The following is a 14,089-nucleotide window of genomic DNA, read 5'->3' on the forward strand; positions in this document are numbered from 1 at the left end:
GAACCCAGGGTCACGACAAGCATCGTTGAAAAAAAGGGAGTCTCACCATGCCCATAGTCCTCAATTGCGAAAACGAACCATGCCCCAACCCCGTATTGCGTTGCAAGCGCCTTCTGGACGAACAAACGCCCCAAGCACTGGAAGTTATCGTCGACAACGAAGCGGCCATGGACAACGTCAGCCGTTATCTGACCAGCAAGGGCATGCGCGTCGACGACGCGAGCAAGGAAGGCAGCCTGTGGACCATCAGGGCCTCGCGGGGTGATTCCTCGGAAGCAGGCCATGCGGTCCAAGCGTCACAGGCGCAAGCAGACCCAAAACAGGTCAGCGCGTCCAGGACTCTGGTCTTTCTGACATCCGACACCATAGGGCAGGGAGACGAGACTCTGGGCTCCCGGCTGATGGGCAATTTCCTGAACACCCTGCCGGAGCTTGGCGATACGCTGTGGCGCATCATCATGGTCAACGGAGCCGTGAAGCTGGCCACGACGACAAACCCGGCCGTGGAAGCGCTCAAAAAACTGGAGGCCGCGGGCGTTTCCATCCTGGTCTGCGGCACCTGTCTGGAATTTTTCAAGCTCATGGATCAAAAAGAGGTCGGGCAAGTCACCAACATGCTCGACGTGGTCACCAGTCAGCAAGTCGCCGACAAGATCATCAGTCTGTAACGGTCCCGTTCTTCCGAACCACACACGCGAACCCGGAGCAATGGCCGGGTTCGCGCTTCACCTCACCAGCGGCAGTCCCGCTTCTTTCCAGGCGAGAATCCCGCCGCGCAGATCGTAAACGCGTTCGAACCCCAACTCGTCCGCCATCCGAAGCGCATGCGAACTGCGGTTGCCGCTGCGACAGTACATGAGGATGGTCGCACTGCGGTCCAGTTCCGCAAAGCGTTCCCGGAAATCCGCAGCGTGATAGTCAAGCAGCACGGCACCTTCAATATAGCCCTGCCTGAATTCCCCTGAAGTACGCACATCAAGGATGACAAAAGCGGCGTTGTTCCGGTTGCTGCGCATCAGCTCAAGGGCAGCGGTGGGTTCGAGCAGGCGCTCATCCTGTGTCCGGCACCCGGCCGAGAACACGAGCAGAATCCAAAAAGCGGCCAAAAACGCAAATTTCACGCCCATGAACCGGGTCGGCTGCCTGCTCACAGGATTCGCTCCGGAGCAGAGAAAATGGAAAAACGGTTCTGGCGGGCAAAGCCGATCAGGGTCAGGTTCATTTCCCGCGCCAGCAGCACGGCCTGGTGGGTCGGCGCACCCAGGGAAACCAGGATGGGGATGCCGGCCCTTCTGCCCTTGTGCACGATCTCCGAGGAGATGCGGCCCGAAGTGATCATGACCGTGCGACCCAGATCCACGCCCAGGGCCAGGGCCCGGCCCACGACCTTGTCGGCGGCATTGTGCCTTCCGACGTCGTCGCGGATCAGCTCCGGATCCTGTCCGTCCAGGCTCAGGGCCACGGTATGCACGCCGCCCGTGGCGTGGTGCAGGTCGGAATAGCGGCGGAACCAGTTGGCAAGCTCCTGCACGCGCCCGGCGGGCAGGGTGAACCCCAAAGGCATGGACTCGCTTCCAGCCAGCTCAAGGGCGCTGGCGAACATGACACCCTTGCCGCAGCCTGAGGTGAAGGTGCGGCTGGAGAGCTGCTCAGGATCCACGTCAGAGGCAAGGCTCACGCGCACCGCCCAGATGACCGGATCAACCTCGCTGCCCAGAAAATCCTCCGGCCGGGCAAGCAGTCCGGAAGTGTGCAGAAAACCGCGCGCCAGATCGTCGAGATGCTCTGGCGTGCACATCAGGGTGGCGATCTGCGTATCCCGAGTCATGATGGTCACGGGCACTTCCGTGGCCACGACATCGGTCTCGTGCGCGAAACCGGCGGCCGTGACTTTGACGATATCCATCTGCACCAGAGGCTCTAGAGGCTGGGGGTCGGCCATGGGGACTCCTGAAAAAAATTGAAGAACTCCGCCGTCATCGCTTGGAACGGCATTCCGGAACGGCGAAAAAAGATCGACAAGCTCGGGCAATGTCCTACTTGCAGCCCGCCTCCTGTCAAGGCGCAGAATCGCTCTTCCGACGGGTCAGGTGAAGACAATGCTCAGCGGCGTCATCCTTTTGAACAATGGCATCCATGTCTTTTCAACTACTCGGAAAGAATGGATTCCCTCCTTGACCGGGATGTCTTTGCAGGGAATCTCCCGACTTTTTGCAATACCCGTTCACTGACAAACCAAGCGTGAGCGTCCGCTTCGTGATAAAGTTCACATTTGAGACCTTGCCCTCCAGCAGGTAAGAATATATGAGAAAAACTTACCCGAGGGACGCCCAGACCCACCTTTATTTCCCCCGCAGGAGGATGAAAAATAGGGTCATGGGGATCAGATCTGGAACATTCAAGGAGGAAATAATGAACCGTCTTCGTACGCTGGCCCTGGTAGGACTGATTATCTTAGGCAGCGCCACGATCGCCCTGAGCGAAACTTTCGAGATTCCCGAGAGCGTGACCATGAGCCCCAAGCAGTTTGAAGGCTACACGCCCAAGAAAGGGGATGTGACCTTCAATCATGCTTCACACATGGATATCGCCTGCCAGCAGTGCCATCATACCGTGGCTGACACCTACACCCTTGAAAGCTGCATGACTGAAGGCTGTCACGACAACATCAAGGAGCGGACGGAAATTTCCTCGGTCTACCGAACTTTCCACACCACCAAGGACACGGAAAAGAGTTGCGTGGGCTGCCACCGCGAACTCAAGCGCCAGGGCTCCAGCGACGCCCCCCTGGCCTGCAACAGCTGCCACGTCCAGTAATTCTTCCACGCCCCCGGCTGTCCGGGGGCGCTTCTTTCATGCCCGAACGTCCCGTCCCTGCCTCCTTTTTTCAATTCAAAGAACGCTTTTCCTCCCGATTCTTCAGCCGTCCCCCGCTCAAGCCCGAGCGGTCCGGTTTGCGCCTTGCAAGGTCCGTCGACTGTCTGACTGAGCCAGGCATCGCTGGCTTCCCCTTCGTCCCCTGCCCACGCCCGAGCGATCCGGTTTGTGGCGGCAAGGTCCGTCGACTGTCTGACTGAGCCAGGCATCGTTGCCTTCCCCGTCGTTCCCCGCCTGTCTCTGATCGTCCGTCCTGCACGCGACGGGGAAGCCTTACGAGGCCCGCGAAGGAGTTTCGGCGGCCCTTGCCGGCGCAAACCGGATCGCGGCGCCCTGCGCATCCCCCCTTATTCCTCTACACAAAATTGACCTCAGCCCCACATTCATGCTTCAGTAACAGCGCATCAAAAAACATGGAGCCCAAGCATGACCACGCCGCCCCCCTCCCCTCTCATCCGCGCCCGGGACCTGACCAAGGTCTATTACCCCGGCGCGACCATGGAAGTGCGGGCCCTGGGCGGGGTCAGCCTGGATCTCTTTCCCGGGGAGCTGGTCGTCCTCCTGGGCGCCTCGGGCAGCGGCAAGTCGACGCTCCTGAACATCCTGGGCGGCCTCGATACCCCCACCAGCGGCACCCTGTCCTACCGCGGCCAGGACCTGACCCATGCCGACGAGAAGACGCTGACCGCCTACCGCCGCGAGAACGTCGGCTTCATCTTCCAGTTCTACAACCTCATCCCAAGCCTCACGGCCCGCGAGAACGTGGCCCTCATCACCGACATCGCCGACGACCCCATGGACCCGGCCGAGGCACTGAACCGGGTCGGCCTGTCCGGACGCATGGACCATTTCCCTTCCCAGCTCTCGGGCGGCGAGCAGCAGCGTGTGGCCATAGCCCGCGCCATCGCCAAGAACCCCGACGTGCTCATGTGCGACGAACCCACGGGCGCCCTGGACGTGCGCACGGGCATCACCGTGCTCTCGGCCATCGAGCGCATCAACGCGGACCTTGGCACCCTGGCCGTAGTCATCACGCACAACGTGGCCATCGCGGACATGGCTGACCGCGTCATCCTGCTCTCGGACGGACGCATCACAAACATCCGCACCAACGCGACCCGCCGCCGGGCCGAAGAGCTGGTCTGGTGAAATGCGCGCCCTGAACGTGAAACTCCTGCGCGACCTGTGGTCCATGAAGGGGCAGATGGCCGCCGTAGCCCTGGTCATGGCCTGCGGACTGATGGTCATGATCATGGCCCGCGGGCTGGTCAAGTCCCTGGAGACGGCCCGGGATGAGTACTACGCTTCCCACCGCCTGGCCCATGTCTTCTGCGACCTCAAGCGCGCCCCGAACGCCGTGGGGATGCGGCTGCGGGAGATAGACGGGGTAGCATCCCTGGAGACGCGGGTCAGGGGAGCATTGACCCTTGACCTGCCGGGCCTTGACGAACCCGCCGATGGCCTGATCCTGTCCCTGCCCGACGGCCGGGAGACCGAAGTCAACCGCCTGCACCTGCGTCAGGGACGCCTGCCGGAGCCGTACAGCCCTGACGAGGTCGTGGTCAGCGAACCCTTTGCCAAGGCTCACGGCTTTGTCCCGGGGCACACTCTTGAGGCGACCATCCACGGCGCGCACACGACGCTGCGCATCGTCGGCGTCGGCATGTCGCCTGAGTACGTTTACGAAACACGGCCCGGCGAGACCGTGCCCGACAACCGCCGCTACGGCACCTTCTGGATGAGCGAAGGGGCTCTGGCCTCCGCCTTCATCCTCAAGGGCGCCTTCAACAGCGTCATCCTGACCCTGGCCCCAGGAGCCGAGACCGGCCCCGTGAAGAAGGATCTGGACCGCATTCTGGCCCCCTACGGCGCGCTGGTGGCCTTTGACCGCTCGGAGCACGTCTCGACCAAGCTCATCGACGACCGCATCGCCATGCTCAAGGGGTTCGCCGTCGCCTTCCCGATCATCTTCCTGTCCATCGCCGCCTTCATGACCAGCGCGGCCCTGACGCGACTGGTGCGCCTGCAGCGCGAGCAGATCGCTCAGCTCAAGGCCTTCGGCTACTCTTCGGCGGACGTGGGGCTGCATTATTTCCAGTTCGCCCTGGCCGCCGTCGTGGCCGCCACCCTGCTGGGCTCCGTGATCGGCCTGTGGATAGGACAGGAGCTCGTGGAGATCTACCGCCGCTTCTTCCAGTTCCCGAACCTCGCCTTCCGCCCTGACTGGCGGGCACTCGGCCTGGCATTGGCCGCCAGCGCGGGGACTTCCTTCATCGGGGTGCTGGGGGCCGTGCGCCAGGCCGTGAAGCTTCCCCCGGCCGAGGCCATGCGCCCCGAACCCCCGGCGCGCTTCGAACCGTCCGTCCTTGAGCGCATGGGCCTGCTGCGCCTGCTCTCGCCCATCCAGCGCATGGCTCTGCGCAACCTGGAGCGCAGGCCCTGGCAGGCCTTCTTCACGGCCTTCGGCCTGGCCATGGCCACGGCCATCCCCATCGTACCCGGAGCCATGGGCGACGGCATCGACTACCTCATGGATTTCCAGTGGCGGCTGGCCCAGCGCCAGGACGCCACAGTATCCCTCATCGAACCCGCTTCCCCGTCCGCCCTGCACGCCCTTGCGGCCATGCCCGGGGTGCTGCATGCCGAACCCTTCCGCGTGGTGCAGGGGCGCATCGTGAACGGCCTGCGCCAGCGCCGTATCGGCCTGACCGGCCGCATGCCAGGCGCACGCCTGAACCTGCTTCTCGACGACAGAGGACACACCGTGGAACTGCCGCTGGCGGGTCTGCTCCTGTCCGAGAAACTGGCCGAGGTGCTGGAGCTTGCGCCCGGAGACAGGGTACGCATCGAGGTTCAGGAAGGGCGCCGCCCGGTGCTCGAGACCTTCGTGGCCGGGACCATCACGGATTTCGCCGGGGTCGGGGCCTACATGGATTTTCATGCCCTGGGCCGGCTCATGGGCGAGGAGCGGGTTGTCAGCGGCGCACACCTGACCCTGGACAAGACATATCGAAACGAATTTTTGGACGCGGCGGCGGACACCCCGGCCATCGCCTCGGCAGTTTTCACATCCTCGGCCCGCGAGAGCTTCCAGCTGGCCATGGGCGACATGATGGGCGTGGTCCAGGGCGTCTATTTCACCTTTGCCATCATCGTATCCTGCGGGGTGGTCTACAACGGGGCGCGCATCGCCCTGTCCGAGCGCACCCGCGACCTTGCCACCCTGCGCGTGCTGGGTTTTTCCGAGATCGAAACAACCATGATCCTTCTCTCGGAACTCATATTCCTGACTTTGGCGGCCCTGCTGCCGGGCCTGTGGATCGGCGGCGAACTGGCCCGCGTCCTGGTCATGACGGCCAACACCGAGTCCGTGCGCATGCCTCTGGTGCTGACGGACCGGGCCTACGCCACGGCCGTGCTCATCGTCCTTTCGTCATCCATGGCGTCCTTCCTGGTGGTCGGACGCCGCATCCGGAACCTGCAACTCCTCTCCGTACTGAAGGCTCCCGAATGAACACCGCACGCAAGCGCCGTCCGTGGCGCACACTCTTCGTCGCCCTCTTCTGCCTGGCCCTGGCAGCCGTCCTTGCAGCAGGGTTCTGGCCCAGGCCCATGCCCGTGCAGACAGCAGCCGTGGCCCGCGGCCCCATGACGGTGACCGTGACCGAGGAGGGCAAGACGCGCATCCGCAGCCGCTACGTGGTCTTCCCGCCCATGGCGGGCTTCCTGCAGCGCGTGGAGTTGCGCGCCGGCGCGCCCATCAAGGCGGGAAAAACGGTGCTTGCAGTGCTGACGCCCGAGCCGTCGACCTTCCTGACGCCTCGCGCCCGGGCCGAAGCCCAGGCCAGGCTTCAGGCGGCCGAGGCGGCCGTGCAGGGCAGGCGGGCCGAGCGGGAGCGGGTACGCACGAGCCTCAGCCTCGCGCGCACTGACCTCTCGCGCCTGGACGCCCTGCTGGCCGACGGCGCCGTGGCCCGTCAGGACTGGGACCGGGCCGAGAACCAGGCCCGTGTGCTCGAGCGGGAACTGCAGGCGGCTTCCTTCGCCCTGCAGGTGGCCGAGCACGAGGCCGAGGCAGCCCGCGCAACATTAAGCCGCGGCGAGGCCCCCGGACGGACCGAGGCCGTGCCCATCCTGGCCCCGGTGGACGGCTTCGTCCTGGCCGTGATGGAGGAGAACGCCCGGGCCGTGGCCCCGTCCACGGCCATCATGGAGGTCGGGGATCCGCGCGACCTGGAGATCGAGATCGAGCTTTTGTCCACAGACGCCGTGGCCGTGCCCCCCGGCGCCGAGGCCCGCATCGAGCACTGGGGCGGCGAAGGCGCCCTGCGCGCCCGGGTCACGACGGTGGAGCCCGGCGGGTTCACCAAGGTCTCGGCCATCGGCGTGGAGGAACAGCGGGTCAAGGTGCGGGCCGAACTGACGGACGCCCTACCCGAGGGGGTCATGCTCGGCGACCGCTACGGCGTGCAGGCGCGTATCGTCACCTGGCATGGCGAGGACGTGCCGCAGCTGCCGACGAGCGCCCTGTTCCGGCGTGGCGGGGAGTGGATGGCTTTTGTGCTGGAAGGCGGCAAGGCATGGGTACGGACGGTGGGTATCGGCCGCGAGAACGGCCTGCATGCCGAAGTGCGGGACGGGCTGAAGGAAGGCGAACGGGTCATCCTGCACCCGCCGGACACGCTTGCGGACGGAATGCGAGTTGAGGAGGCGCCGTGACCCTGACCGAGCGTTTTTGGTCGCTTTCTTCCCCGACTGCTCGGAGATGACGCTTTAAAAGTGCTCTTTCTGTTGTCTTTCAGACATCCCGCCCTACGCTCAGTCCGAGCGTACCTTGCGGTCTCCGGCGGGGGCCGTCGACTGTCTGACCGAGCCAGGCATCGTTTGCTTCCCGGCCGTGTCACGTTCAAAGCACCTTCCAATGACCAAAACTCAAGGCCGGGAAGCATTACGAGGCCGGCGAGGGAGTTTCGACGGCCCCCGCCGGAGACCGCAAGGCACGCGACCGCGCTGGGATATCTTCATCAGGGACACCCCCATCCCGACGTTCCCCGCAACTACTCCGAACTACAGCCCGTGCACGAACACCCGATCCTCCCGCCCCATCTTCTGTGCCATGTCCGCGATCTGCGCCTGGTGGGTGAACATGATGATCTGGTTGCGGTCGGCCAGGCCTGCGAACACTTCGAGGGTCGCCCTGGCGCGCTCTTCGTCGAAATTGATCAGGATGTCGTCGACGATGAACGGCATGGCCTCCATGCTCTTCAGGCGCAGCTCCAGGCTGGCCAGCCGCAGGGCCAGGTAGAGCTGGTCCCTGGTGCCGGAGCTCATGCCTTCGACCTTCACCAGAAAGCCGTTTGAACGCACGCCCATGAGCACCGGCCTGTCGGCCTCGTCGATATCCGCCCGCAGCGCGGCGAAGGAGCCCAGTGTGAGGTCTTTGAACAGGCCGGAGGCGATGGCCAGCAGCGGGTCCTGATGAGCGGCCCGGTAGCGCTCGATTTCCGAACGCAACACCCGGGAGGCGAGCTTGAGCCGGATGTAGCGGTCCGTCAGGCGTGCGATGCGGGCCAGGACCTCCTGCATCTCTTCGGCGATGCGCGCGGCTGCGTCATCGCCGTTCATGCGCGCCAGCTCGCTTTTCTCCTGCCCCACCCGCTCCGCCAGGAGACCGGTCTGCGGCCTGACCTCTTCATCGAGCTCCGCGCGCAGGGTCGCGATCCTTCCGGGCAGGGCGTCGGCGTCCAGCCCGGCGGCCAGCGCCTCAAGATCCTGCAGGGTTCCGCCCTCGGCGATGCCCGCGAGGGTCGACTCGACCTCATGCAGATCGCGGCGCACCTCGGCATATTCGGCAAAACGGCGCTCGGCCACGGCCATGCACTCGTCGTCCTCACAGCGCGACTGCCGGCGCAGGGCGGCCATGCCTTCGTCCAGGAGTCGCATCTCCTCACTCAGGACGCGGATATTCTCGTGCAGGGCCGATTTCTCCTGCGCATGCCGCATGGATACGGCCTGGTCCCGCACGGCCTGAGCCAAAAAACCCTTGAGTTGCCCGACCGTCAGCGCCGCATCGAGCTCCTTTTCGTCCGGGGCGATGAGCGCGGCGAGCTCGCGCACGCTGACTTCAAACGCCCGTCCGTCGCGCTCGATGCCCTTGAGGCGTTTGCGCAGCACATCATCTTCATGGAGCTTGGCCAGGCATTCCTGGACCGTCTCCACATAGTCGGCGGCCTCGTCCGGAGACGCGCTGCCCGGCAGGCCAAGATATCCGAGCGACTCTTCCCAGGCCTGCCGCCACTCGTCCAGATTCTGCCGGGCGGTCTGCAAGTTCGCACCCGCCTTGTCCAGCGCCCCTTCCAGCTCGCCGATGGATCTGGTCAGAGCTTCGCGCCGGGAGTTCGCCTCGCGCAAATTCTCGACTACGGCCTGGGCCTTGCGCACCACCGCCTCAATCCCGGTTCCGGACTGCGGGGGCTGCTCCTGCACGGCAGCAAGCTCCTGCACCAGCAGTGCCCGCAATTCCTCTTGCCTGGCCTGCCTGGCTCGCACATCGGCCCCGATTCTGCCCAACTCCTCGACCTGCTGGCGCAGGGCTTCAAAATTGCCAAGCCAGGCCCGCATCTCGCGGGGGCCAAGGGGCATGATCGAGCTTTCGGCCCACTGCTTGCGCCAGCGCGCCAGAAGATCCTCCCGCTCCTTCCGTGAAATATCAGACTGCAGGCGCAGCTCGGCCAGGCTCTGGCTTGCGGCCTCGATCCCGGCCAGGATCTGCCCGTGCTTCTGCACCCGGTCCGCCTCTCGGTACATGCGGTCGGCGGTCTGGTCGGCCAGTTCCACGCTCTCTTCATAGGCCGTCGGCAGGGGCTGCTCCGGCGCGAACAGAAGACTCTCCTGCGTCACGTCCTCCCCGTCGAGCCAGCACCGGCGCAGCAGCGACCAGCCCTGTTCACGGCGGTCGCGGCAGCCGGCCAGCTCCGTTTCAGACGGGACCACGGCGGCGTGTTCGATGGCTCGCAGGTCCCGGTTCAGGGCAGTCAGTTCCTGGCGTATCCGCCCCTCTTCGACGGATTGACGCCGCAGCTCCTCTTCGGCCGCCTGCAGCGCCTGCTCGAATTCGTTGACGGTTTCAGGCAACGGCAGGCGCAGCTGCGTCACCTCGTCCAGGGTTCCAGTCCACAGCCCCAGGCGTTGCAGGGCGGCCTGGCAGGTGTTTTGGACCCGCAGCAGGTCCGCGCGACGCAGTTCCAGTTCGCCGTCCAGATCACCGGCTTTGAGCACCAGGTTCAATGTCTGGATGAGGGTCGCGGCCTGTGCGGTCCGGCCCGTGGCGGCCAGCTCGGCCTTCCTGGCTTCAAGCTCCCGCTGCGCCTCGCGCAGGCGCAGTTCGGCCTGACGGACCTCCTGCAGCACGGCCTCGCGCCGCTGCCCCAGAGCCTGAACCGTCTTGCGCTTGGCAAGTCCGGGACGCAGGGCTTCGGCCTGCTCGACATCGATATCCGGGCGGATGCGGCGCAGGAGTTGGGCCGCTTCAGTCTTGTAGGCCACGCGCATGCCTTCAAGGCCGGGGTAATCCTTCTGCCCCTTGCGATACTCCCCAAGACGCTGATGCAGATCCTCGATGTCGTCGGCGTGATCAAGAACCGCCTGGTTGAGCCCGGCGGCATCCTGCATGGCCTCAAGCTCGGCCAGCCGCTGCAGCGCGCCTTCCAGACGGACCCTGGCCAGACGCCGCTGCTCGTCAAGTTGCCGCCGAGTGACACCAAAATCATCGGGGAGAGTCACAACCTCACCCATCGCATGAAGTTTATCGAGCAACAGGGTTCGGCGGCTCAGAAACGGCAAGGCCCGCTTCAGGCGTTCGAGCCGGTGGATCTCACGCTCAAGCTCAAGGCCCCGGGCCAGGAGACCGCGCATCTCCTCCTCGGCCTGGACCAGGGCCTGGCGGTGCCGAATCCATTCCTGACTGCCCAGGCTGGCCTGTCGTAAACGCGACTGCAGCTCCTTGTAATGCGCAACGGCCAGGGAGATTTCGCGGCTGGTGGCTCGCGGACGGAACAGTTCATCGGCATCACGCTCAAGACCGTCGATGACTGCTCTGAGGGAAGCGAAACCGGCTCCGGCCGAGAACAGGGCCTGGCCGATCTCGCCTTCCTGGTCGAGGATGCTCTGGCCTCCCTGCACGAGGGTTTCGTGATTGATCCCGTACATGCTGGAAAAGAGGTCCTGCCCCAGTCCCTGCAGATATGGAGCGAGTGCCTCGGCGGGCAGGGGCTGATCATGGGCGTCGAAGAGATCGTTCTTGTTTTTCTTGCGCCGGTAGAAACTGAGCTCCTCGCCGTCGGCGCGTTGCAGGCAGCCGCCGACCAGCAGCTGGTCGTAGGCATGCAGGAAATTGTCGCCGGTGCGGAGCGGGAAGCCGTAAAAAAGGGCCTGCAGCGCGCGCATGGCGCTGGATTTTCCGGCCTCATTGGGACCATGAACGATGTGCAGGCCGGGCAAGGCCGAGTCAAAGTCCAGTTCACGGTCGCTGAACGGCCCGTAAGCCTTGAATTCCAGGCGCCTGATTTTCATGCGCCCTCCTGCAATCTGGCCATGAGCAGTTCCCTGACCTCGTCGCGCACCATGGTCAGTCTCTCCTCGTCCGGGGCAAAAGGATCTGCCTCCCCGAGCAGTTCGGCGGGAAGCTTCGAACGCAGGGTCTCGAACTCGGGAACAAGCTCCGTGAGCGAAGAGGAATCGAGGCGCATCTGCGCGATGGCCTCCAGCAGACCGCTGAGTGGGGAATCGGCATCCGGGGCATCGCTGCCGGAAGCCTGGGATTTCGTGGAGATACTCAGCTTTTCCAGCCAGACATCGCCCAGGTCCGCCGCCATGACCCTGAATTCGTCGCGAAGCACCTCCTCCCGGCGATGCAACCGCTCATGCAGAACGGTCCGGCCATCAAGCACTACCCGCAACGCAAGCGGGCGGCCTTCGGCAGAGCGCCGCTCAAGCTCCATGGCCTCGCGCACGCGGTCGGCGACGGCTTCGAGGCGCTCGCAGGAGGCCATGTCCACCCGGCAGAACGCAAAGCGCAGCACGTCGAGCTCGCGGAAATCCACTTCCGTGATTTGCCCGTCTTCGACGGTGACGAGCTGACATCCCTTGGCCCCTGCTTCGCGGATATGGCGACCCTGGATGTTGCCGGAAAAGACCAACCACGGATTGCTCTGCAGGACCTCTCGCTGATGCACGTGCCCCAGGGCCCAGTAGTCGTACCCTTTGGAAACGAGGCCCTCCAGGGTGCACGGGGCGTAGGGCTCGTGACCGGGGCGCCCGGTCATGCTGGTGTGCAGCAGGCCGATGTTGCACAGGCCGGGCAGGGCCTGCGGATAACTGCGGCTCAAGTCCTCGGTCACGCTGCGCCCGGCGAAGCTCTGGCCGTGGATGGCCACTCCCAGCTCATCGAGCGTCCTTGTTTCGGGCTTCTTGTGGGAGAAAAGGGTCACGTTGTCCGGCAGGCTCAGGGCGCGGGTCAGGGAACTGGCCGCATCATGATTGCCGGAAACCAGGAAGACCCGAATGCCCGCCTCGCGCAGGCGGCCCATGCGATGGGTGAAGTAAAGGCCGGTGTTGTAGTCTTTCCAGTCCCCGTCAAAGAGGTCCCCGGCCAGAAGGACAAAAGCCGCCCCCTCCTCGATGGCCAGGCTGACCAGATTGTCGAAAGCCCGCCGCGCCGCCCCGCGGATCTGCTCCACGGGCGCGTCGGGATAGGACTCCAATCCCCGCAGGGGGCTGTCCAGATGAATGTCTGCGGCGTGAATGAAGCGGAACATGAAATCTCCCGGTTGCGGCGCGGTCACGTTTCAACGGCGCAGCATGAAGTAATGCCGCCCGCGATGCAAGCCCCCGCACTCGAGTCAGGGGACCGTGACCCTCTCACGGACGAGCGGAACGATGCCGCTCAGTGCGGCGGACAGGTCGGCCATGGAGACCGGCTTGGAGAGATAGCCGCTCATGCCCATGGCCAGAAAACGCTCCCGGTCACCGGACAGGGCGTAGGCGGTCAGAGCGATGATAGGGATGTCCGGGTCGATGCCGGACAAAGCCCTGCGGCGGATCATGCGCGTGGCCTCGGTACCGTCCAGGCCGGGCATCTGGATGTCCATGAGGACGCAGTCGTAGGGCGCAATGCTCAGGAGTTCCAGGGCTTCGTGCCCGTCATGGGCGCAGACGGCTGTGTGGCCGAGCTTCTCCAGGAGCTTGACGATCATGAGCTGGTTGACGCTGTTGTCCTCGGCCACCAGAATTCGCAACCCGGATCCAGCCACCGGGCAACAGGTCTGCTCGAGAGCGCAAGGCTGCTCCACCGACGGTGCCTGCGAGCAGATCCCGACCTTCACGCTCACCGTCAACGTGGTCCCCTCCCCGGGCGTGCTGTCGAGGCGGACCCTGCCGCCCATGAACCCGACGATGCGCTTGACGATGGACAGCCCCAGTCCCGTACCCGAACCAGGGGTCTTGGGCGCCGAGGAGGCCTGGACGAAAGGATCGAAGAGCGCTGCCTGCTGATCCGGCGGGATGCCCACTCCGGTGTCGGCCACACGAATCTCCATCCGCCCCCCGTTGCCCGTCTGGAACGGCATCGAAAGGCTGATGCGTATCTCCCCCTCGTGCGTGAACTTCACTGCGTTGCCCACGAGATTGTAGAGGATCTGGCGAATCCGCACCTGATCCGCGTGGATGAACACGGGCATGTCCGTGTCGATCTCGACGATCATTTCCACTCCCCTGCTGCGGGCAGGAAAGCGGAAAGTCTCGCCGACGCTCAGGACCAGGGCGTGCACGTTGAAATCCACGGGCGCGAGTTCAAACTTCCCGGACTCGATTTTCGACAGGTCGAGAATGTCGTTGATGATTGCCAGCAACCCTTCGCCCGAATTCATGGCCACATCGAGGTACTGGCTGCGCTCGGCGTCCAGGTCGCCCATGCGCACGAGCTGCAGCATGCCCAGCAGACCGTTCAGCGGGGTGCGGATCTCGTGGCTCATGTTGGCCAGAAACTCGCTCTTGGCCTGATTGGCCACCTCGGCCTGCTTCTTGGCGGCTTCAAGCCGGAGTTCGGCCTCCTTGCGTTCGCTGATGTCGCGGGCGATGCACAGCACGGCCTGCTCCCCTTCGTGGCTGAAGAGCTTGGCGCTGACCTCCACGGGGAAGAGGCGCCCGTCATGCG

The 14,089-nt window shown here is 64.6% G+C and carries 10 protein-coding genes; 5 read left to right on the top strand and 5 right to left on the bottom strand.

Translation table 11 applies throughout. From position 1 onward, the window contains the following. Positions 1-47: 47 nt before the first annotated feature. Positions 48-668 carry a sulfurtransferase-like selenium metabolism protein YedF gene (gene yedF, locus CVU60_02015; GenBank protein ID PKN43153.1) on the top strand — a complete coding sequence of 207 codons (621 nt, stop codon included), beginning with the start codon at positions 48-50 and terminating at the stop codon, positions 666-668. Between the two features lie 57 nt (positions 669-725). On the opposite strand, the gene CVU60_02020 is transcribed toward yedF, so the two are convergent. Both CVU60_02020 and CVU60_02025 read right to left on the bottom strand, forming a co-directional pair. Then, positions 726-1,151 (bottom strand): rhodanese-like domain-containing protein, encoded by a 426-nt coding sequence (locus CVU60_02020; GenBank protein ID PKN43154.1) that lies wholly within the window; start codon positions 1,149-1,151, stop codon positions 726-728. Further along, entirely contained in the window at positions 1,148-1,942 is a 795-nt protein-coding gene (locus CVU60_02025; protein ID PKN43155.1) for a formate dehydrogenase family accessory protein FdhD, read from the bottom strand. The genes CVU60_02020 and CVU60_02025 overlap by 4 nt, the downstream gene beginning before the upstream one ends. 362 nt (positions 1,943-2,304) lie before the next feature. Between CVU60_02025 and CVU60_02030 the strand changes: the two genes are divergently transcribed. The 4 genes from CVU60_02030 to CVU60_02045 all read left to right on the top strand — a co-directional run bounded on the left by CVU60_02030 (position 2,305) and on the right by CVU60_02045 (position 7,596). Then, positions 2,305-2,817: a hypothetical protein gene (locus tag CVU60_02030; protein ID PKN43156.1), complete on the top strand. Its 513-nt coding sequence runs from the start codon at positions 2,305-2,307 to the stop codon at positions 2,815-2,817. A 486-nt stretch (positions 2,818-3,303) separates the two neighbouring features. Next, positions 3,304-4,026, top strand: a complete 723-nt coding sequence (locus CVU60_02035) for an ABC transporter (protein PKN43157.1) — start codon at positions 3,304-3,306, stop codon at positions 4,024-4,026. Position 4,027: 1 nt separating this feature from the next. Next, positions 4,028-6,391, top strand: coding sequence for an ABC transporter permease (locus CVU60_02040; protein PKN43158.1), 2,364 nt, complete (start codon positions 4,028-4,030; stop codon positions 6,389-6,391). Then, positions 6,388-7,596, top strand: a complete 1,209-nt coding sequence (locus CVU60_02045) for an RND transporter (protein ID PKN43159.1) — start codon at positions 6,388-6,390, stop codon at positions 7,594-7,596. The genes CVU60_02040 and CVU60_02045 overlap by 4 nt, the downstream gene beginning before the upstream one ends. Positions 7,597-7,944: 348 nt before the next feature. Here CVU60_02045 and CVU60_02050 read toward each other — a convergent pair whose 3' ends face one another. From CVU60_02050 to CVU60_02060, 3 genes are all read right to left on the bottom strand, one after another. Next, complete coding sequence (locus CVU60_02050) at positions 7,945-11,448, bottom strand: hypothetical protein (GenBank protein ID PKN43160.1); 3,504 nt, start codon at positions 11,446-11,448, stop codon at positions 7,945-7,947. Beyond that, positions 11,445-12,692 carry a DNA repair exonuclease gene (locus tag CVU60_02055; protein PKN43161.1) on the bottom strand — a complete coding sequence of 416 codons (1,248 nt, stop codon included), beginning with the start codon at positions 12,690-12,692 and terminating at the stop codon, positions 11,445-11,447. Before CVU60_02055 ends, CVU60_02050 begins: the two co-directional genes overlap by 4 nt. A gap of 84 nt (positions 12,693-12,776) precedes the next feature. Then, positions 12,777-14,066: a hybrid sensor histidine kinase/response regulator gene (locus tag CVU60_02060; protein PKN43162.1), complete on the bottom strand. Its 1,290-nt coding sequence runs from the start codon at positions 14,064-14,066 to the stop codon at positions 12,777-12,779. Positions 14,067-14,089 lie beyond the last annotated feature (23 nt).

The sequence above is a fragment of the Deltaproteobacteria bacterium HGW-Deltaproteobacteria-18 genome (genome assembly GCA_002841885.1).
Classification (GTDB): domain Bacteria; phylum Desulfobacterota; class Desulfovibrionia; order Desulfovibrionales; family Desulfomicrobiaceae; genus Desulfomicrobium.